Origin of the sequence: Microbispora rosea, assembly GCF_900156315.1 — a bacterium.
GTDB classification, from domain to species: Bacteria; Actinomycetota; Actinomycetes; order Streptosporangiales; family Streptosporangiaceae; genus Microbispora; species Microbispora rosea.
The window spans coordinates 28,981-47,157 of record NZ_FTNI01000013.1 but is presented as its reverse complement, the minus strand read 5'-3'; the positions used below and the strand labels follow the sequence as shown (position 1 = coordinate 47,157).

20 protein-coding genes are annotated in these 18,177 nt (G+C 73.0%); 8 read left to right on the top strand and 12 right to left on the bottom strand.

Annotated elements, in window-relative coordinates; genetic code table 11:
- Window positions 1–2: 2 nt before the first annotated feature.
- From BXA11_RS19355 to BXA11_RS19330, 6 genes are all read right to left on the bottom strand, one after another.
- Complete coding sequence (locus BXA11_RS19355; RefSeq protein WP_275409717.1) at window positions 3–728, bottom strand: amidohydrolase family protein; 726 nt, start codon at window positions 726–728, stop codon at window positions 3–5.
- A complete protein-coding gene (locus BXA11_RS45400) occupies window positions 614–970 on the bottom strand; it encodes an amidohydrolase family protein (RefSeq protein ID WP_204053730.1) in 357 nt (118 codons plus the stop codon). Before BXA11_RS45400 ends, BXA11_RS19355 begins: the two co-directional genes overlap by 115 nt.
- The gene (locus BXA11_RS43955; RefSeq protein ID WP_076436456.1) at window positions 937–1,611 is read right to left on the bottom strand and encodes an MFS transporter; all 675 of its coding nucleotides are present in this window, start codon (window positions 1,609–1,611) and stop codon (window positions 937–939) included. Before BXA11_RS43955 ends, BXA11_RS45400 begins: the two co-directional genes overlap by 34 nt.
- A 21-nt stretch (window positions 1,612–1,632) precedes the next feature.
- Entirely contained in the window at window positions 1,633–1,878 is a 246-nt protein-coding gene (locus tag BXA11_RS43950) for a hypothetical protein (RefSeq protein ID WP_076436454.1), read from the bottom strand.
- 116 nt (window positions 1,879–1,994) lie between these two features.
- The gene (locus BXA11_RS19335) at window positions 1,995–2,630 is read right to left on the bottom strand and encodes a hypothetical protein (protein WP_076436698.1); all 636 of its coding nucleotides are present in this window, start codon (window positions 2,628–2,630) and stop codon (window positions 1,995–1,997) included.
- Between the two features lie 42 nt (window positions 2,631–2,672).
- Window positions 2,673–3,452, bottom strand: a complete 780-nt coding sequence (locus BXA11_RS19330) for an HAD-IIA family hydrolase (protein WP_076436451.1) — start codon at window positions 3,450–3,452, stop codon at window positions 2,673–2,675.
- Window positions 3,453–3,541: 89 nt separating this feature from the next.
- Between BXA11_RS19330 and BXA11_RS19325 the strand changes: the two genes are divergently transcribed.
- Window positions 3,542–4,585 (top strand): LLM class flavin-dependent oxidoreductase, encoded by a 1,044-nt coding sequence (locus BXA11_RS19325; RefSeq protein ID WP_143734395.1) that lies wholly within the window; start codon window positions 3,542–3,544, stop codon window positions 4,583–4,585.
- On the opposite strand, the gene BXA11_RS19320 is transcribed toward BXA11_RS19325, so the two are convergent.
- Entirely contained in the window at window positions 4,582–5,241 is a 660-nt protein-coding gene (locus BXA11_RS19320; protein ID WP_030507059.1) for a response regulator transcription factor, read from the bottom strand. The two genes, BXA11_RS19325 and BXA11_RS19320, sit on opposite strands and share 4 nt — an antisense overlap.
- Window positions 5,220–6,485 carry a sensor histidine kinase gene (locus tag BXA11_RS19315; protein WP_076436446.1) on the bottom strand — a complete coding sequence of 422 codons (1,266 nt, stop codon included), beginning with the start codon at window positions 6,483–6,485 and terminating at the stop codon, window positions 5,220–5,222. The genes BXA11_RS19320 and BXA11_RS19315 overlap by 22 nt, the downstream gene beginning before the upstream one ends.
- Before the next feature lie 135 nt (window positions 6,486–6,620).
- On the opposite strand from BXA11_RS19315, the gene BXA11_RS19310 reads away from it, so the two are divergent.
- Window positions 6,621–7,235, top strand: coding sequence for a class I SAM-dependent methyltransferase (locus tag BXA11_RS19310; RefSeq protein ID WP_076436696.1), 615 nt, complete (start codon window positions 6,621–6,623; stop codon window positions 7,233–7,235).
- Window positions 7,228–7,896 carry a DedA family protein gene (locus tag BXA11_RS42230; RefSeq protein WP_143734394.1) on the top strand — a complete coding sequence of 223 codons (669 nt, stop codon included), beginning with the start codon at window positions 7,228–7,230 and terminating at the stop codon, window positions 7,894–7,896. The genes BXA11_RS19310 and BXA11_RS42230 overlap by 8 nt, the downstream gene beginning before the upstream one ends.
- Here BXA11_RS42230 and BXA11_RS19300 read toward each other — a convergent pair.
- Complete coding sequence (locus BXA11_RS19300) at window positions 7,802–8,695, bottom strand: TIGR03619 family F420-dependent LLM class oxidoreductase (RefSeq protein ID WP_076436440.1); 894 nt, start codon at window positions 8,693–8,695, stop codon at window positions 7,802–7,804. The genes BXA11_RS42230 and BXA11_RS19300 overlap by 95 nt on opposite strands.
- Window positions 8,696–8,718: 23 nt before the next feature.
- Between BXA11_RS19300 and BXA11_RS19295 the strand changes: the two genes are divergently transcribed.
- On the top strand, window positions 8,719–9,564 hold the full coding sequence (locus BXA11_RS19295) for a phosphotransferase (RefSeq protein ID WP_239105047.1): 846 nt from the start codon (window positions 8,719–8,721) through the stop codon (window positions 9,562–9,564).
- A gap of 19 nt (window positions 9,565–9,583) precedes the next feature.
- Complete coding sequence (locus tag BXA11_RS19290) at window positions 9,584–9,841, top strand: TFIIB-type zinc ribbon-containing protein (protein WP_076436436.1); 258 nt, start codon at window positions 9,584–9,586, stop codon at window positions 9,839–9,841.
- Between the two features lie 66 nt (window positions 9,842–9,907).
- On the opposite strand, the gene BXA11_RS19285 is transcribed toward BXA11_RS19290, so the two are convergent.
- Both BXA11_RS19285 and BXA11_RS19280 read right to left on the bottom strand, forming a co-directional pair.
- The gene (locus BXA11_RS19285) at window positions 9,908–10,882 is read right to left on the bottom strand and encodes a hypothetical protein (protein WP_076436433.1); all 975 of its coding nucleotides are present in this window, start codon (window positions 10,880–10,882) and stop codon (window positions 9,908–9,910) included.
- A gap of 43 nt (window positions 10,883–10,925) precedes the next feature.
- Window positions 10,926–12,509: an ABC-F family ATP-binding cassette domain-containing protein gene (locus BXA11_RS19280; protein ID WP_076436431.1), complete on the bottom strand. Its 1,584-nt coding sequence runs from the start codon at window positions 12,507–12,509 to the stop codon at window positions 10,926–10,928.
- 361 nt (window positions 12,510–12,870) lie between these two features.
- Between BXA11_RS19280 and efeU the strand changes: the two genes are divergently transcribed.
- The 3 genes from efeU to efeB are packed head-to-tail and all read left to right on the top strand — an operon-like array spanning window position 12,871 to window position 16,124.
- Window positions 12,871–13,713 (top strand): iron uptake transporter permease EfeU, encoded by an 843-nt coding sequence (gene efeU, locus BXA11_RS19275; protein WP_076436428.1) that lies wholly within the window; start codon window positions 12,871–12,873, stop codon window positions 13,711–13,713.
- Between the two features lie 15 nt (window positions 13,714–13,728).
- Window positions 13,729–14,865, top strand: a complete 1,137-nt coding sequence (efeO, locus tag BXA11_RS19270; RefSeq protein WP_076436424.1) for an iron uptake system protein EfeO — start codon at window positions 13,729–13,731, stop codon at window positions 14,863–14,865.
- Window positions 14,862–16,124 (top strand): iron uptake transporter deferrochelatase/peroxidase subunit, encoded by a 1,263-nt coding sequence (gene efeB / locus BXA11_RS19265; RefSeq protein WP_076436422.1) that lies wholly within the window; start codon window positions 14,862–14,864, stop codon window positions 16,122–16,124. The genes efeO and efeB overlap by 4 nt, the downstream gene beginning before the upstream one ends.
- A 6-nt stretch (window positions 16,125–16,130) precedes the next feature.
- Here efeB and BXA11_RS19260 read toward each other — a convergent pair whose 3' ends face one another.
- Window positions 16,131–18,095, bottom strand: a complete 1,965-nt coding sequence (locus BXA11_RS19260; RefSeq protein ID WP_076436419.1) for a CehA/McbA family metallohydrolase — start codon at window positions 18,093–18,095, stop codon at window positions 16,131–16,133.
- Between the last annotated feature and the right edge of the window lie 82 nt (window positions 18,096–18,177).

Here is an 18,177-nt window from a genome sequence, read left to right as displayed (position 1 = left end):
TGTTACCATGGTAACAACGTACCATGCCCGAGGGCGGCGAGCATCCCGTCGCCGAGCTCGGAGACGAACCGGCCCTGCGGCACCGGGATGACGCCGAGCCTGGCGATCCTCGCCACCTGGGCGTCGCTGGTCACCGCGCAGTGCTCGATGCGGTGGCGGGCGTCGGGCCGGGGATCGCGCGCCTGCGCCTCCTCGTAAGCGTCGAGGACCACGTCGACCGCGCGGTCGCCGATGGCGTGGGTGGCGATCTGCCAGCCCGCGGCGTGCGCCCGCAGGATGAAGGCACGCAGCGCCTCGGCGTCCTGCTGCAGCAGTCCCCGGTTGCCCGGCTCTCCCTCGTAGTCGCAGCACATGGCGGCGGTGCGGCCGATGAGCGAGCCGTCGGAGAACGGCTTCACCGGCCCGATCCGCAGCCGTTCGTCACCGATGCCGGTGCGGAACCCGAGGTCGAGCCCGAACCAGCCGTCGCCGATGTCGTGGAGGTTGGGCGAGCCGGGCATCAGCGTGGCCCGCTGCGGCAGCACGCCCCGCCGCACCGCCTCCTGGAAGGCGGCGAGGTCCCAGGCGCCGTTGCCGGCCAGACCGCGTCCGATGCCCGGCTCGGTGAAGCTGGTCAGGCCCTCACCGGCCGCCTCCCGGCCAGCCAGCGCGATGCCCTCGACGAAGTCCTCGAACGGCACCGGGCGCAGCACGGCGTCCGCCAGGCCCTGGGCCTGTTCGGCGAGCAGCCCGTCGGGCCGGCCGCCGGCCGCCCGACGAGCGCCTCGCGGCTCGGGTGCAGCCCGCCCAGCTTGTTCTGGTCGTAGCCCGCTCCCTTGACCCACGCGTCCTGCGGCAGGCCCGCGGCGCGCTCGGCGACCTTCGCGTACACCTCGTCGAGCGTCCCCACTTGGCCGTCGCGCAGGTCCAGCTCGCGCAGCCGCTGACCCCGCATGCTCAGGTGGTGGTGGGCGTCGTTGAACCCCGGCACCACCGGCGCCCCGCCGAGGTCGACGACGGCATCGGCGGTGAGCCCGTCCAGGTCCTCGTCCAGCCCAACACTTCGGCGAGGAAGCCCGCCAGCGCCGCATACGACGCGCCGCCGAACACGATGCTCAGGGTGAGGCCCAGCGTGGCCAACGGCGCGGAGCCGGTGCCGACCAGCAGGAACGTCACCGGCGTCATGACGATCAGCACCGTGCCCTTCGCGATGCCGAGGTCGCTGGTGGCCCACGACAGGATGAAGGTGTTGGTGAAGTAGGCCGAGGCGATGCCGACGCCGCTCGCGCCGATCCCGAGCAGCACCAGCGGCCACGCCGGGCGGAGGACCTCGGCGACGGGGAGCTTGGCGACCTCCCGCTGCTCACGCAGCCGCACGAAATCCGGCGACTCCTCGACCCGCAGCCGGATGACCGGCCCGATCACGAGCAGGACGGCGGAGGCGAGGAACGGGATGCGCCAGCCGTACGACAGGAACGCGTCCTCGGGCAGCAGGTTGACGAGCGCCAACATCCCGGTGGCGAGGATCGAGCCCGCGGGCGAGCCCTGCTGGGCGAACGCCGCGTAGAAGATGCGCTTGGGCCCGGCGTGCTCGGCGGCGATCAGCACGGCGCCGCCCCACTCGCCGCCCACCCGCGATGCCCTGCACCAGCCTCAGCACGGCCAGCAGCGCGGGCGCGGCCATGCCGACGGACGCGTACGTGGGCAGCACGGGGTCGTCGCGCCGCCCATGAGAAGCAGCGTGGTGATGAGCGTTCCCTTGCGGCCGATGCGGTCGCCGAGGTGGCCGAAGACCACACCGCCGAGAGGACGGGCCAGGAACCCGACCCAGAACGTGGCGAAGGACGCCATGACGCCTGCCGTGGGACTGGCCTCGGGGAAGAACAGCTTGCCGAACACCAGCGCCGAGGCGGTTCCGTAGATAGAAGTCGTACCACTCGATGGAGGTGCCGACGAAGGAGGCGATGCCCGCGCCGCGGGCCTTGCTCGTACTCAATTGCGCATAACCAGGGGGACTAGAGCCTGCGGTCTTCCATCTCCCAGATGTGGTCGACCACGTGCCAGATGATGCGGCGCGCGGCGTATCGCACGGGCCAGCCCTCACCACCGGGAGGAAAGGCCTCGGCCGGCCGCTCGAGCGCCCGCACGATGTCCTCGCGCATGGCGATGCGGCCGGCCTCGTCCTTGAAGGGCTTGTGCCGCACGCCGATCTTCCGGGCGTACGCGCGCTCGGCCTCCACGACGTGGGAGACCATCTTGTCCCGGTCCCTGCCGCCGCCCCTGGGGCCCTTGCGCAGTTCCTCCGGAGACGCCGCGGTCACCTCGGCGAACACCGCCCACGCCGCGCGGGCGAGGGCGGCCGCACGCGCGGCCTCCGGCGCGTCGACCGGCTCCCGGTCGAAGCCGGGGATGGCGGAGATCGCGCCGAAGTCCGTCGTGCTGTCGCCCTTGACCCGTGCGACGACCTCCGGCTCCCCCGGCGCGAACTCCAGCCCCGCCCGCTCGGCGATCACCCGGAAGCGCGGCGTGTAGTCCACGAGCGTGCCGAGCGCGGCCTCCTCCGTCTTGCCGATGCGGCACCAGCCCGGCCAGTCGATCGAGCAGGCGAAGACCTTCTTGGGGCCGAGTTCCAGGTAGACGCGATGGTTCATGCCGGCCAGCATGGCACCCGTACCTGACGGAACCCGTCAGGTTCAGACCAGGTCGACGAGGTCGGCCACGGAGTTGACCACCTGCGTGGGCCGGAACGGATAACGGTCGATCTGGTCCTTCTGGGTGACGCCGGTGAGCACCAGGATCGTGTGCAGTCCCGCCTCGATGCCGCAGACGACGTCGGTGTCCATGCGGTCACCGATCATCGCGGTGGTCTCGCTGTGCGCGTCGATCCGGTTGAGCGCGCTGCGCATCATCATCGGGTTGGGCTTGCCGATGAAGTACGGCTCCACTCCGGTCGCCTTGGTGATCATCGCGGCCACCGCGCCGCAGGCGGGAAGCGAGCCCTCGGTCGAGGGGCCGATGGGGTCGGGGTTGGTCGCGATGAAGCGCGCGCCGTTGTCGATCAGCCGGATCGCCCGCGTTATCGACGTGAAGCTGTAGGTGCGGGTCTCGCCCAGCACCACGTAGTCGGGGTCGAGGTCGGTCAGCACGTAGCCGGCCTCGTGCAGGGCCGTGGTCAGCCCCGCCTCGCCGATCACGTACGCCGAACCCTCGGGCCGCTGGTCGGCGAGGAACTTGGCGGTGGCCAGCGCGGAGGTCCAGATCGACTCGGGCGGCACCTCCAGCCCGGCCGCGCGCAGCCGTACGGACAGGTCGCGGGGAGTGTAGATCGAGTTGTTCGTCAGGACGAGGAACCGCTTCCCCGACTCCTTCAGGCGCCTGATGAACTCGTCGGCACCCGGCACCGGCTGCCCCTCGTGGACCAGCACCCCGTCCATGTCGGACAGCCACGACTCGATGGGCTTTCGCTCGCTCATGCGTCCAAGCATGGCAGGTGACGGAGCGCCGAAGCACATCCCTCACCACGTCCGGAAATATCCTGATGCGACCTCAGGTTGGGCCGAGCATGAGCGATGACAACATCCGTGGGGTGCCGCGCGGGACGGCCGAGGTGCCGCTGTCGATCCTGGAGCTCGCGACCGTCGGCGAGGGCTCCACGCCCACCGAGGCGCTGCGCGACGCCACCGAAGTGGCCCGCCGGTCCGAGGAGTGGGGCTACCACCGCATCTGGGTCGCCGAACACCACGGAATGCCCGGAGTCGCCAGCTCCTCCCCTGCCGTGCTGATCGCGCACCTCGCGGCGGCGACCCGGTCGATCCGGATCGGCTCCGGGGGCGTGATGCTGCCCAACCACGCGCCGCTGGTGATCGCCGAGCAGTTCGGCACGCTGCACGCGCTGCATCCCGGCCGCATCGACCTCGGCCTCGGCCGCGCCCCCGGCACGGACATGGCGACGGCGAACGCCCTAAGGCGCTCCGCCGAGGTGGACCCCGACGAGTTCCCGCAGCAGGTGGCCGAGCTGACCGGCTTCCTCGACGGCGCTTTCCCGCCCGGCCACCCGTACGCGAGGATCCAGGCGGTGCCGCGCGGTGACGACCGGCCGCCGATCTGGCTGCTCGGCTCCAGCGGGTTCAGCGCCAGGCTGGCCGGGCTGCTCGGGCTGCCGTTCGCCTTCGCCCACCACTTCAGCGCCGCCAACACCGAGCCCGCGCTCGACCTCTACCGCTCCTCGTTCCGGCCCTCGGCGGTCCTCGACCGGCCGTACGCGCTGATCGGGGTGGCGGCCGTCGCGGCCGACACCGACGAGGAGGCGCTGCGCCAGGTCATGCCGGGCGCGCTGTCGTGGCTGCGCCTGCGGCAGGGGAGGCCCGGCCGTACGCCCACTCCGGAGGAGGCGGAGGCGTACCCGTACACCCCGATGGAGCGAGAGTTCGTCCACGAGCGGCTGTCGACGGTGGTGCACGGCGGCCCGCAGACCGTGCGCGACGGGCTGGAGGAGCTGCGCAAGCGCACCGGGGCCGACGAGCTGATGATCACCACTCAGGTCCACGGCGGCGCGGCGCGCCTGCGCTCCTACGAGCTGATCGCCCAGGCGTACGGGATGGTCTAGCCGCGCAGGAACGCGACGACGGCGAGGACGCGGCGATGGGCGTCCTCGTCGGGAGGCAGGTCGAGCTTGGCGAGGATGTTCCCGATGTGCTTGCCGACGACGGCTTCCGACACCGCCAGCGCGCGGGCGATCGCGGCGTTCGACCTGCCCTCGGCCATCAGGGCGAGGACCTCGCCCTCCCGTGGGGTGAGCCGCCGCAGCGGGTCGCGGCGGCGGCGCAGAAGCTGACGCACGACCTCCGGGTCCACGACCGTCCCCCCGCCGGCGACGGTGGTCAGGGCGTCCACGAACTCCTCGACCTCTCCGATCCGGTCCTTGAGGAGGTAGCCCACGCCGGTGCCGTCCCCCGAGTCGAGCAGTTCCGCCGCGTAGGTCTGCTCGACGTACTGGCTCAGCACCAGGACGGCGAGCCCGGGATGCGCGGCGCGCAACGCCACGGCGGCCCGCAGTCCCTCATCGGAGAAGCCGGGCGGCATCCGCACGTCGGTGACGACGATGTCGGGGGCGTGCTCCTCCACCGCTTTCACCAGCCCCTCGGCGTCGCCGGCGGTGGCGGCCACCCGGTGGCCGAACCGGGCCAGCAGCGTGGCCAGTCCCTCGCGGAGCAGCACGCCGTCCTCGGCGATGACGACGGTCAGGGAAGCGCCGGCAGGCATTCGATCTCCGCGCGCAGCAGGGTCGGGCCGCCCGGCGGGCTCGACAGCATCAGCCTGCCCTCGACCGCGGAAACGCGGTCGGCGAGCCCGGCGAGCCCGGTTCCGGCGGTCACGTCCGCACCGCCCACCCCGTCGTCCCGGATCTCGACGGTGAGCAGCCGGCCGTCGAGCCGGCCCCGCACCCGGGCCCGCTCGGCCCCGCTGTGCTTGGCCACGTTGGCCAGGCCCTCGCTGACGACGAAGTAGGCGACCGACTCCACCGGTTCCGGCAGCCGGGGGACGTCCACGTCGACCTCGACCGGCACGGGCGACCGGTCGGCCAGCTCCGCGACCGCGGCGGGCAGTCCCCGATCGGCGAGGATGCGGGGATGGATGCCGCGGACCAGGTCGCGGATCTCGGCGAGGGCGAGCTTCGCCTCCTCGTGCGCCCTGGCCACGAGCTCGGCCGCCTCCTCACCCCGTGAGACCTTGGCCAGGCCGAGCGTCATCGTCAGCGCGACCAGCCGCTGCTGCGCGCCGTCGTGCAGATCACGCTCGATGCGCCGCCGCTCGACCTCGAACGCCTCGACCAGGCGGCTCCGGGAGCGGGTCAGCTCGGCGAGCCGCTCGCCCGGCTCGCCCTTCCCGGACGTGAGCAGCAACCGGGCCAGCAGTGCGTGCGCGGTCGCGAGTGCGGTGATCGGGTACGCCGCCAGCACGAGCACCGCGACCCCCAGGAGCGCGGCGGCGAACGCCTCGGTGAGCGAGCCGAGCGGCCAGAACTTCAGCAGCACGATGGGCCCCGCCTCCGCCACGCTGACCGGGGCGAAGATCATCACGAGCGGCGCCACCAGGCCGTACGTCACGGCGATCAGCTCGACCGGGCCGAGCACGACGGCCAGCAGGCCCGTGTAGGCGAGGGCCCGCCAGGTCGCCTGCTCCCGCAGGCGCGTCCCGAGCCATCCGCGCGGGCCCGGGGGCGCGGGGCGGTGGGGGCTCGGCGCGGGCTCGGCGTCCATGATCCGCAGCCGCCGGCGTTCGAGCGCGCCCAGCGGCACGGCGGCGACCACCGGGACCGCCAGCAGCGGCACGCCCACCAGGAAAACGGTGAGCAGCGCCCCTGCGGTCAGCGAGACGACCAGCGACGCCAGCACGACCACGCCGACGACCGCGCCCGTCACCAGGTAGGCGAGGGCACGCCAGGGCAGCGAGGTCGCCAGCAGGTCCCTGCGGGCGAGGGCCTGCCACGGGCCGTTGAGGCGCACCCGACCCACCCTAGAGGCCGTCCGGGCCAGGTCGAAGACGGCCAGGCCCCCCAGCGGAGGTAGGGCTGGCCATACCCCCGCAGGGGGGCCGGGACGGCTGGCGGGCCCGGGTCGCGCACCGGTCTGATGGACCGCATGAACGAGACAGTCCAGCAGGTCTCCGATCTGAGGGCGTTCGCGGGCGTGGCGCTGCGGCGGCAGGGCGTCGTGGGGGCCGTGGCCCCGAGCTCGCGCTCGCTCGCGCGGGCCCTCACCGCCGTCGTCCCGACGAACGGTCCCGCCGTGGTCGTGGAGCTCGGCCCGGGCACCGGCGCGATCAGCGAGGCCATCAGGGAACGGCTCGCCCCCGGCTCCCGCCAGCTCGCCGTCGAGATCGACCCGGGGATGGTGGCGCACCTGCGACGCGCCCGGCCCTGGCTGGACGTGCTCCAGGGCGACGCGGCCCGCCTCGGCGCGCTGCTGGGCGAACGGGGAGTCTCGCGGGTCGACGCCGTGGTCAGCACGCTGCCGTGGACGCTCTTCCCCGAGGACGTGCAGGAGTCGATCCTCAGGGAGGTCGGGCGGGTGCTGCGCCCGACGGGAGCGTTCACCACGGTGACCTATCTGCCCGCGGTGCCGCTGGCACGGGCGCGGCGTTTCCGGCGGCGCCTGCGCGCCGCCTTCGACGAGGTGCTCACGACCGGGCCGGTCTGGCGCAACATGCCGCCCGGCCTGGCCTACGTGTGCCGCAGGCCGGTGCACCGTGGCTGAGCTGCTCGGCCGGCTTCCCGCTCCCCTCGTGCTCGCGGTCGCGGCGATGCTGATCGTCGCCGAGGCCGGCACGCTCGCCGGGGTGGCGCTGCCGGGGACGAGCGTGCTGGTGGCCCTCGGCTACCTCGCCCGCCTCGGCGTGCTGCCGTTCGCCGGGACGGTCGCCGTGGCCATGGCGGCCGCCGTCGCCGGCACGCAGCTGTCGTACGCCCAGGGCCGCAGACGCGAGGGCGCCGCCTCCATCCACCCCCTGGCGGACCGGTTCGCGCCCGCCGCGTGGGCGCGGGCCCGCCGCATGGTGGCGAGGAGAGGCGCCTGGGCCGTCGCGGGCGGTCAGTGGCTCGGCGCCGCCCGCACCCTCGTCCCGAGGCTCACGGGCTGGGCGGGCGTGCCGTACGCGGCCTTCGCCCGCGTCAGCGTGCCCACGGCGGCGGCGTGGGCGGCGACCCTGGTGACCCTCAGCAGGTCCGTCCCCGACCTCGCGAACGCGATCACCGCCCACCTGGCCGTCGCCGGGCCGCTGGCCGTCGGGCTCGTCCTCGTCGTGTCCCTGACGGCGGTGGAGCTCACCGGGGGGCGAGAGCTTCCAGGGCCTCTTCGGCGCGTCGCATGGAGTCGCGGGGGTCGGCCTCGGGGTTGCCGATCTCGGGGTCGAAGTTGAGGTCGTGGAAGACCTCGGTCACGCCCTTGGCCTCGAGCGCCTCGACGTCCCGCCGGATCTTGTCGTACGACCCCGTCAGTGGGCCCTCCTCCGACGCGAGGACGCGGGTGACGCCGCGGACGACGAAGCGCAGCGCGCCGGGGTCGCGGCCCGCCTGCCGCGCCGCCTCCTGCACGATGGCGATCTGCTGGTCGATGGTGCTCAGATCGGCCCGGCTGGAGCTGATCCAGCCGTCGGCGATCCGCCCGGCCCGCTCGAGCGCCACCCGGGCCGTGCCGCCGAGCATCACCGGCGGCGGCGTCGCCGGCCTGGGGTCCTGGTGGGAGCGCGGCACCTCGTAGAACTCGCCCTTGTGCTCGACGACGTCCTCGGTCCACAGCCGCCGCAGCAGGCCGACGTACTCCTCCCCACGCCTGCCCCGCCGTTCCATCGGCACGCCGGAGGCGGCGAACTCCTCGGGCAGCCAGCCGAGCCCCAGGCCCACGTCGAGCCTGCCGCCCGACACCTCCTGGAGGGAGGCGAGCTGCTTGGCCATCAGCACCGGAGAGACGAAGGGCAGGTTGAGCACGGCCACCCCGAGCCGCACCCGCTCGGTGACGCCCGCCAGGTACGCGAGCGCGACGACCGGGTCGTGCACGCTCCGGTAGACCGGGCCCATCGGGTTGCCGACGGGATAGAGCAGGCGCTGGAACGTCCACACCCCGTGGTAGCCGAGCTCGTCCGCGCGGCGCGCGATCCGCCTCATGTTCTCCGGAGTCGCCCACGAGCCCGACACCGGCACACCGAAACCAACCTTCATGACGACACCCTAGGGTGTCCCCCGTGATCGAGGAACTGGCGCGGCTGGCGCGCCGCGACGGGCCGGTGACGGTGCTCAAGCAGACCCGCGTGCTCGTGGTGAGGGCCGGCGACATTGTCGTCAAGGCCCATCCCCCCGGCACCGACGAACGCGCCCTGCGCGCCCGCCTCGACGCCGCCGCCGACCTGCCCGGCGTCATGCTGGCCCCTCTCGGCCTCGAACGGCTGGACGGCAGGCTCGTCACGATCTGGCCCGCCGGCGAACCACTCACCATCGACGACGTGGACGCCGGGACCACCCCGTGGGAGGAGGGCGGCCGGCTGCTCGCCCTGCTGCACTCCCGGCCGACGCCCCCGGAGCTGCCGCCCGCAGGGGGACCGTCACGGCTGCCCAGGGCCATGGCCGACCTGGCCGCCGCCGGCGTCCCCGACGCCGCCGCCGCCCCGATCCGGGCGGCGTACGCGACGCTGCCGCCGGTCCGGGAGGGAGGCGCGCTGACGCACGGCGACTGGCACCTCGGCCAGATCGTCCGGCACGACGGCGCGTGGCTGCTGATCGACCCCGACGACCTGGGCCCTGGCGACCCCGCGTGGGACCTGGCCCGCCCGGCCGCGTGGTACGCCGCCGGCCTGCTCGGACCGTGGGACTGGGAACGCTTCCTGACCGCCTACCTCGCGGCGGGCGGGACCGCCGTCTCCGCGGACGACCCGTGGCGGGAACTCGACGCGCCGGCCCGTGCGTTGACCGTCCAACTGGCCGCGACGGCGGTGGCCACGGCGGCGCGGGCGGGGGAACCGCCCGACGACGCCGCCGAGGCCCTGGTGTCCGCCTGCAGGAGGATCGTCGCGGCCGCGGAGGCCGGGACCTGATCGAGGGAGAGTTCGTCACATGGAGTGCCCCAAGTGCCGTGGCCGGATGCGGACGTTCGACCGCAACGGGGTCCACATCGAGCAGTGCGACAACTGCCGCGGGATCTTCCTGGACTACGGCGAGCTGGAGACGCTGACCCGGATGGAGTCCCAGTGGGCCCAGCAGCACTACGCTCCCCCGCCGCCGGCGCACGGTGGCCCCGCCTGGGGCGGCCACCACGGAGGCCACCACGGCCACCGGCGCAACAGCTGGGTCGGCATGCTGTTCTCCAGCTGAGTTCTTCTTGACGGCTTCACCGGAGGCCGCGGCCCGGACCCGGGCCGCGGCCTCCGGCGTGCCCGGTCACGCCGGGAAGGCGTCCGGGTCCACCTTGCTGGTGGTGGCGTTCCCGCCGAACACGGCGTCGAGGGTGAGCGTCCAGTCGCTCCACCTCACGCTGTATCCGGAGTAGACGGTCTGGAATTTCAGCGCGTCGTCGAACTTGGAGAAACCGCAGTCCCTGGTGAAGGCACGGGTGGCCCTGTCGTAGTCCACCCCTGTGGTGAAGTAGACGCGGTAGGTGCCGTCCTTGATGTTCGCGACCTTCGCGGTCGACCCCTTGCGCACGTAGAAGCTGACCGCCTTACGGCCGCCGCGCACGAGGGTCACGACGCCGTCCTGCGTGCCGCCGTTCTTCACGGTCAGGCTGCCCCGGCCGCCCCGGATCGCCGAGAGCAGCGTCGTCCCGTTGCCGAGGCGGCGGGCGTGCCTGGCCGGCGGCCTGATCTGGACCACCGGGTAGTCTCCGGCCTTCGCGAGGCCGCCCGCGGAAGCCCTCAGGTCCTTGAACTCGCCCGACCGGCCGAGACCGGCCAGCACGGCCGTCCCGCTGCACAGGGCGTGCGACGTCACATCCTCGTCCAGCGCGCCGAGCCTGCCGTTCAGGCCCCGCAGCGCCGCGACGTAGTCGGCGTGCTCGGGGGCGACGTCCGCGGGAGGCCGCAGACCGCCGAGCCGCTTCAGCGCGGACTCCAGGGAGCTCTGCGCCCGGTCGATGCGCTGGTGGAGCGACTTGAAGGTCCGCGCCTTGGCGATGTCGGCGAGCGCCGTACGGGCGGGGCGGCCGGCGGCGGTGAGCGCGTTGCGGTACGCCTCCGGCGTCAACGCCGGCGGGCCGGAGGCCGTGGTCGTCGTGGCGGACGGGGCCGCCTCCTCGCCGGAGGCGGCCTTTCCGGATCCGCCGGGCGATCCCGTGCAGGCCGCGAGCGTGACAGACGCGGCCAGCACGGCGACGGCGCCGGCCGGGACGGTACGTGAGAAGGTCCGGGGGGTGATCACCCGAAACACTGTCAGGCGGTGAGCGGACGCTGTCAACACGTGTTCACGCCGACGACGTCACCCCCTCCGGGCCCAGCGTCACCCATCGGGTGATGCCGATCGACTCCAGGAACGGCAGGTCGTGGGAGACCACCACGAGCGCTCCCCGATATGCCGACAGCGCCTGCGCGAGCTGACGCACGCTGGCCAGGTCGAGGTTGTTGGTCGGCTCGTCCATCAGCAGGAGCCGCGGCGCGGGCTCGGCCAGCAGCAGCGAGGCCAGCACGGCGCGGAAGCGCTCGCCTCCCGAGAGCGTGCCCGCCGGCCGTTCGGCCCGTGCGCCTCGGAACAGGAACCGGGCGAGCCCGGCCCTCACGGCGTTGACCGACGCCGCGGGCGCGACCGCCCGCACGTTGTCGACCAGGCTGAGCGCGTCCTCGAGCACGTCGAGCCGCTGCGGCAGGTAGCGCGCCGGGACGTCGAGCCGGACCGAGCCCTCACCCGGCGGGATCTCCCCCAGGATCGTGCGCAGCAGCGTCGTCTTGCCCGAGCCGTTCGGCCCCAGCAGGGCGACCCGCTCCGGGCCGCGGACGACCAGGTCGCCGATCGGCCCGGCGGCCGTGCGCAGGCCGTCCAGTTCGAGCACGGTGCGCCCGGCCGGCACCTCGGTGGCCGGCAGCGTCACCCGGATCTCGCCCTCGTCGCGCACCGCCTCCTCCGCCTCGGCCAGCCGCTCGCGGGCGGCCGCCACCTTCTCCTCGTGCATCGTGCGGTGCTTGCCCGCCGAGACCTCGGCCTGGCGCTTGCGCTCCTGCATGATGATCTTCGGCTCGCGCTTCTGCTCGTACATCTTGTTGCCGTAGCGCACGCGCCGCGCCAGCTTGGTCCGCGCCTCGATCAGCTCGCGCCGCTGGCGGCGCAGGTCGCCCTCGGCCACGCGGACCATCCGCGCCGCGGCCTCCCGCTCGACCGCGAGCACCTCCTCGTACTCGCTGAGCGTGCCGCCGAAGGTGCGGCGGGCGGGCAGGTCGGCGATCTGGTCCACGAGGTCGAGCAGCGCGCGGTCGTGGCTGACCACGACCAGCGTCCGCGTCCACGACGCGACGGCGTCGTACAGGCGCCGCCGCGCGTCGAGGTCGAGGTTGTTGGTCGGCTCGTCGAGCAGCAGCACGTCGGGTTCGGCGAGGAAGCGCGCGGCGAGCCCGACCATGACGGTCTCGCCGCCCGAGAGCGTCGCGACCGTCCGGTCGAGATCCACCCCCGTCAGCCCGAGACGGTCGAGCTCGGCGCGAGCGCGCTCCTCGACGTCCCAGACCACCGCGTCGTAGTTCGCCTCGCTCAGGTCGCCCCGCTCGATCGCGTGCAGCGCCTCCCGCGCGGGCGTGATCCCCAGCAGGTCGGACACCGTACGGCTCGCGCCGAGCGGAAGGTTCTGCGGGAGGTAGCCCAGCCGCCCGGTGACCGACACCGAGCCGCCCGCCGGGGTCAGCTCCCCCGCGATCAGCTTGAGCAGAGTGGACTTGCCGCTGCCGTTGACGCCGATGAGCCCGGTGCGACCGGCGCCGAACGCGAAGTCGAGCTCCTCGAAGACGGACGTCCCGTCGGGCCAGGAAAAGGACAGATCCGTACAGACAATGGAATGAGACATAGGGCGGCTCCGGGTATCCCCAAGGGCGAATGGGTGAACGAACCGTGGAGACACCGCGGGCACGGGCCGCGAGGCGAGGGTCTGCCTGAGGTCGCTGCGCCGGACCGCCGATGGCGGCCGTAAGCGCGGTGTCGAGACCTCAGAGCTCCAAGTGACCCTCCAGGGTGCGGCGGCAGGACGTCCGTCACGATAACGGCGAGCGGAGACGGGACGCCACCGAATTAACCGCCTGCCGGATGCATCGCCTCAGGCGTCCCTGAAGGTGACAGAAGACCTACCCCGCTCCACGGGTTGGAGACCTTGTCGGTAAGGTGAACCTGCCCTAAGTTAGGTAAGGCTTACCGACAATCCCGGAGGCGATGTGTTCGCGAGCTATCTCATCGGCCTTCGCGAAGGCCTAGAGGCCACTCTCGTGGTCTCCATCCTGGTGGCCTTCCTCGTCAAGAGCGGCCGCCGCGAGCGGCTGCCCATGGTCTGGGCCGGCGTCGGCGCCGCCGTGCTCCTCTCCGTCGGGTTCGGCGCACTGCTGACCTTCACCGCGGCCCATCTCGCGACGCAGCAGCAGGAGATGTTCGACGCGGTGACGTCCCTGGCCGCGACCGTCTTCGTCACCTTCATGGTCTTCTGGATGCGCACGGCCGCCCGCAAGATGTCGGGCGAGTTGCGGGAGAAGATGGGCGCGGCCCTCGAACTCGGGTCCACCGCCGTGGTCGTGGTGGCGTTCCTGTCCGTCGCGCGCGAGGGGCTGGAGACGACGCTGCTGTGGTTCGCCGCCGTCCAGGGCGCGACCAGCAGCGCGAGCCCGCTGATCGGCATCACGCTCGGATTGCTGACCGCGGTCGCGCTGGGCTGGGGGCTCTACCGCAGCGCCCTGCGGATCAACCTCACCAAGTTCTTCACCTGGACGGGCCTGCTGCTGATCCTGGTCGCCGCCGGAATCTTCAAGTACGGCGTGCACGACCTGCAGGAGTCGGGGCTGGTGCCCGGCCTGAGCACCTACGCCTTCGACATCAGCGGAGTGCTCGACCCCAGCGCCTGGTACTCGACGCTGCTGAGCGGGATGTTCAACATCACCCCCCAACCCAGCGTGCTGGAGGCCGTGGCCTGGGTCGTCTACCTGGTTCCCGTCCTCATCCTGTTCCTGCGGCCTGCGGCCAAGACGCCGGCGAGCCCCGCTTCCAAGTCTCCCCAGCCCGCTTCCTGACCGGAGTCCACCGACATGCGCACCCCCACCGTCCTGGCCGCCGCGACGCTGGCCCTCGCCGGCCTCACCGCCTGCTCGTCCACGGGCGCCGGCACCACGACCGAGGCGACCGCGGCCGGCGACGGGAAGATCGCCGTGGCCGCCACCGACACCGAGTGCACGGTGGCCAAGTCCGACCTGGCCGCCGGCACCTCGACCTTCTCGATCACCAACAACGGCACGAAGGTGACCGAGTTCTACGTGTACGCGGCGGGCGACCGGGTCATGGGCGAGGTCGAGAACATCGTGCCCGGCCTGACCCGCGAGGTCGTGGTGGAGCTTCCCGCAGGCGTGTACGAGACCGCCTGCAAGCCCGGGATGACCGGCAAGGGCATCCGCGGCCCCCTCAAGGTCAGCGGCGAGCACAAGCCGCTCACCGAGGACGCCAAGCTCGCCGAGGCCGTCGCCAGCTACAAGCGCTACATCAAGAGCCAGTCCGACACGCTGCTCGGCAAGACCAAGGAGTTCACCGAGGCCGTCAAGGCCGGCGACGTGGCCAAGGCCAAGGAGCTCTACCCGGTCGCCCGCACCTACTGGGAGCGGATCGAGCCGGTCGCCGAGGTCTTCGGCGATCTCGACCCGGCCATCGACGCGCGGGAGAACGACGTGCCCGACGGCGAGGAGTGGACCGGCTTCCACCGCATCGAGAAGGACCTGTGGGTCAAGAAGGACGTCGGCGGCGACGGCGCGATCGCCGACAAGCTGATGACCGACGTGAACACGATCGTGACGAAGTCCGCGACGGTCGACCTGTCCCCCGTGCAGCTCGCCAACGGCGCCAAGGGGCTGCTCGACGAGGTGGCCACCGGCAAGATCACCGGCGAGGAGGACCGCTACTCGCACACCGACCTGTGGGACTTCGACGCCAACCTGCAGGGCTCGAAGGCCGCCGTCCAGGCGCTGCGCCCGGTGCTGGAGGAGCGCGACCCCGAGCTGGTGAAGACGCTCGACGCGAAGTTCGCCGACGCCGAGAACGCGCTCGCCGCCCACCGCAGCGGCGACGGCTGGAAGCTGCACACGGAGCTGTCCAAGGACGACCTCAAGGCGCTGTCCGACGCGATCAACGCCCTGGCCGAGCCGATCAGCAAGGTGGCCTCGGTGGTGGCCGGATGAGCGGCGCGGGGATCAGCCGCAGACGCCTGTTCGGCCTCGGCGCGGCCGGTGTGGCCGGTGTGGCCGCTGTCGGGGCCGGGGCGGTCGCCGGCCGGTCCCTCATCGAGGAGCCGGTCGCCCACGCGGCCACGGCCTCCGACCCCGTGCCCTTCTACGGCCCGCACCAGGCGGGCGTCACCACTCCCGCCCAGGACCGGCTGCACTTCGTCGCGTTCGACGTGATCACGAAGGAGAAGGCCGAACTCGTGGAGCTGCTCCAGGAGTGGACGGCCGCCGCGGCCCGGATGACCCAGGGCAAGGACGCCGGCACGTTCGGCGCCGTGGGCGGGTCGCCCGAGGCGCCGCCGGACGACACCGGCGAGGCGCTCGGCCTGCCCGCCTCCGGCCTGACGCTGACCGTCGGCTTCGGCCCGTCGCTGTTCGACGGCCGGTTCGGCCTCGCCGGCCGCAAACCGCCCGCGCTCGCCGACCTGCCCGCCTTCCCCGGCGAGGACCTGCAGCCCGAAATCTCCGGCGGGGACATCTGCGTGCAGGCGTGCGCGCACGACCCGCAGGTGGCGGTGCACGCCATCCGCAACCTCGCGAGGATCGGGTTCGGCAAGGTCTCCGTCCGCTACTCGCAGCTCGGGTTCGGGCGCACCTCGTCCACCTCGCGGTCGCAGGCGACGCCGCGCAACCTCATGGGCTTCAAGGACGGCACCAACAACCTCAAGCTCGAAGACACCGCCATGCTGCGCGACCACCTGTGGGTCGCGTCCGGCGACGGCCCGGCCTGGATGGACGGCGGCACCTACCTGGTGACCCGCAAGATCCGCATGCACGTCGAGACCTGGGACCGCGCCCCGCTCGCCGAGCAGGAGGCCATCTTCGGCCGCGACAAGGGCAAGGGCGCGCCGCTCACCGGGCACGGGGAGTTCGACCCGCCGGACTTCGCCAAGAAGGGCCCGGACGGCACGCCCGTGATCGCCGGCAACGCGCACGTACGGCTCGCGCACCCCGACGCCCACGGCGGGGCGCGGCTGCTGCGGCGCGGTTACAACTTCGTGGACGGCTCCGACGGCCTCGGGCGGCTCGACGCCGGCCTGTTCTTCATGGCCTACCAGCGCGATCCCCGCAAGCAGTTCGTCCCCATCCAGCGGATGCTGTCGCAGAAGGACGCGCTGAACGAGTACATCAAGCACGTCTCCAGCGGCCTGTTCGCCTGCCCGCCCGGCGTGGTCGACGGCGGCGACTACTGGGGCCGCACGCTGTTCGCCTGACCCGGGTCACAGGCGCGACCCGTACACCGCCCTGGCCTTCTCGATCAGGTCGAGGTGGTCGCGCAGCTGGGCCCGGGTCCGCAGGCGGGCCCTGGCCCGCACCAGCTCGTCGAGCAGGTCGAGCCACCGCAGGCACCAGCGCACGTCCTCCTCTCGTGCCACGCGCCGTCCCCGCACGTCCAGGTAGACCGGGCTGGTGTGGGCGTACGCGCGCCCGCGCGGGGAGCGCGGATGGGGACCGCCGTGGGCCACGGCCACCACGTAGGTGGCGTCCGTCACCGGCAGCGAGGCGCTGATCTCGTGACCCGGCCCCTCGGCGAGCACGCCGGCCGCGGTCCTGATCTCGATGTGCTCCACCTCCGGACCGACGGCCCGGGCCCGGATCGCGACCGTCTCGCCGCCCGCCAGGTCGAGCGTCTCCCCCGGCCCCAGGCCGTCCACCGTGAGCTCCAGCCAGGGGCCGGTGGTGGCGAACGTGCGGCCCCGCCGTACGGCCTCGGCGAACGACTCGGCGCTGAGCGGCCCGTCCACGCGGGCGTAGACGCGCTCCCAGCCCGGCGGGCTGGAGACCGTGTCCTGGCGGGTGAACGACAGCATGGTGTCGGTCCCGGCCAGGGCGGCGAGCCGGTTGCCCGCGCCGAGCAGTCTCCGGTAGACCTCGGCGGTCCCCGGCGCGGGCGACAGGTCGCTGAAATGCAGCACCTCCACCCCGTCGACCATGCCGAGCGCGGCGTCCACCACCAGGGCGCGGCCGGTGCAGTTCCTGGTCCCGTTCGCGGCCACGTCCTCCGGGGAGGAGATCGGGCCGTGGAAGGGGTGGGCGTACCCCAGGACCGCGCGCGGCTCCCGCAGGTCGCCGCAGACCGCCGCGTTGGGCGGCCAGTCGGCGTCGGCGCCGAACCCCGTGTGGTAGACGGCGGGCGGCGCGGCCACCCCGAAGACGTGGACGTGCCCGAACAGGTCGTTGCGATACTCCACGCCCATCCGGGCCACGTGCCCGGCGTCCGACCACGGCAGGTCCCGCCCGGCCCAGTGCTGGAGCGCCTCCCGGTCGTAGACCCGGTCGCCCGCGACGTTCCCGGCGACGAGGTTGAGCACGTGCAGGTCCTCGCCGAGCTGCGCGGCGGCCGCCTCCGCCGGGACGGCGACCAGGTCACCCGCCCAGTTCATGTGGACGTGCAGGTCGGCGCCGTACCAGCCGCGGGCGGCGGCGTCGTACAGCCGCTGGGGGGCGAGCCCGACCAGCGTCTCCTCTCCCGTCCTGGGGACGACCGTCGTCTCGGCGGTGTCATACTCCATGCCGCGCGTGACCCGGATCGTGACCGGCTCGCAGGGCACGGCGAGCACGATGTCGTCGCCGTGGAAGAACGGCCTGTCGTCGTTGTCACGCCGTTCCGGCACTCCCTCCGGATACCACCCCTGGCCGCCGGCCGACGTGACGCTCCACCGGCACGGGAAGCCCGCGCGCAGCCGCAACCGCGCGGCCGGCGCGGGCCGGGCCAGCCCCGACAGGTCCACCTCCTCGCCGTCCACCGTGAGCATGGTCGCGGTCGTCACGTCGAGGAGCCTGGCCCCGCCCGCAGTGATCCCGTACGGCACGCCGTCGGCCGTCACCTCGACCGGGTGCGGCAGCGCGGAGTCGACCAGCAGGATGACGGGCGCCGGCCCCGGCGACAGCAGCGGCCGGGCCGGGCCGTGTTCCAGGCGATGCTTCAGGCGGGGACCGTCCGCGGTCAGCCGCAGCGCGACCAGGCCCCGGGGGACCTCGCCGGCCAGCGTGTCGCGGAACTCGGCGTCGAGGTCGGGCCTGATGCTCATCCGGTCGGCCTCCTCAGGAAACCGGAGGAACGGCATCATCCGGACGTAGCCCAGCGGCGGCTCTCCCCAGGTGATCCCATGCGCGGCCAGTAACGCCCGGTACTCCCGCAGCGCGGCCTCCACCTGCGGCGGCATCATCGGATCGTGATTCATCGCACCTCCCCGTTATCGAAAGCGGCCACATGGTGGCACGGTTTCGGCCGGGGAAAACGTGCAACAGTGCATTCCCGGTCAC

Bases quoted from the DNA above. Each gene is read 5' to 3' on its own strand.
- BXA11_RS19335 (WP_076436698.1), bottom strand. From the start codon at position 2,630: ATGAACCATCGCGTCTACCTGGAACTCGGCCCCAAGAAGGTCTTCGCC.
- BXA11_RS19330 (WP_076436451.1), bottom strand. From the start codon at position 3,452: ATGAGCGAGCGAAAGCCCATCGAGTCGTGGCTGTCCGACATGGACGGG.
- BXA11_RS19325 (WP_143734395.1), top strand. From the start codon at position 3,542: ATGAGCGATGACAACATCCGTGGGGTGCCGCGCGGGACGGCCGAGGTG.
- BXA11_RS19320 (WP_030507059.1), bottom strand. From the start codon at position 5,241: ATGCCTGCCGGCGCTTCCCTGACCGTCGTCATCGCCGAGGACGGCGTG.
- BXA11_RS19310 (WP_076436696.1), top strand. From the start codon at position 6,621: ATGAACGAGACAGTCCAGCAGGTCTCCGATCTGAGGGCGTTCGCGGGC.
- BXA11_RS19300 (WP_076436440.1), bottom strand. From the start codon at position 8,695: ATGAAGGTTGGTTTCGGTGTGCCGGTGTCGGGCTCGTGGGCGACTCCG.
- BXA11_RS19290 (WP_076436436.1), top strand. From the start codon at position 9,584: ATGGAGTGCCCCAAGTGCCGTGGCCGGATGCGGACGTTCGACCGCAAC.
- BXA11_RS19280 (WP_076436431.1), bottom strand. From the start codon at position 12,509: ATGTCTCATTCCATTGTCTGTACGGATCTGTCCTTTTCCTGGCCCGAC.
- efeO (WP_076436424.1), top strand. From the start codon at position 13,729: ATGCGCACCCCCACCGTCCTGGCCGCCGCGACGCTGGCCCTCGCCGGC.
- efeB (WP_076436422.1), top strand. From the start codon at position 14,862: ATGAGCGGCGCGGGGATCAGCCGCAGACGCCTGTTCGGCCTCGGCGCG.
- BXA11_RS19260 (WP_076436419.1), bottom strand. From the start codon at position 18,095: ATGAATCACGATCCGATGATGCCGCCGCAGGTGGAGGCCGCGCTGCGG.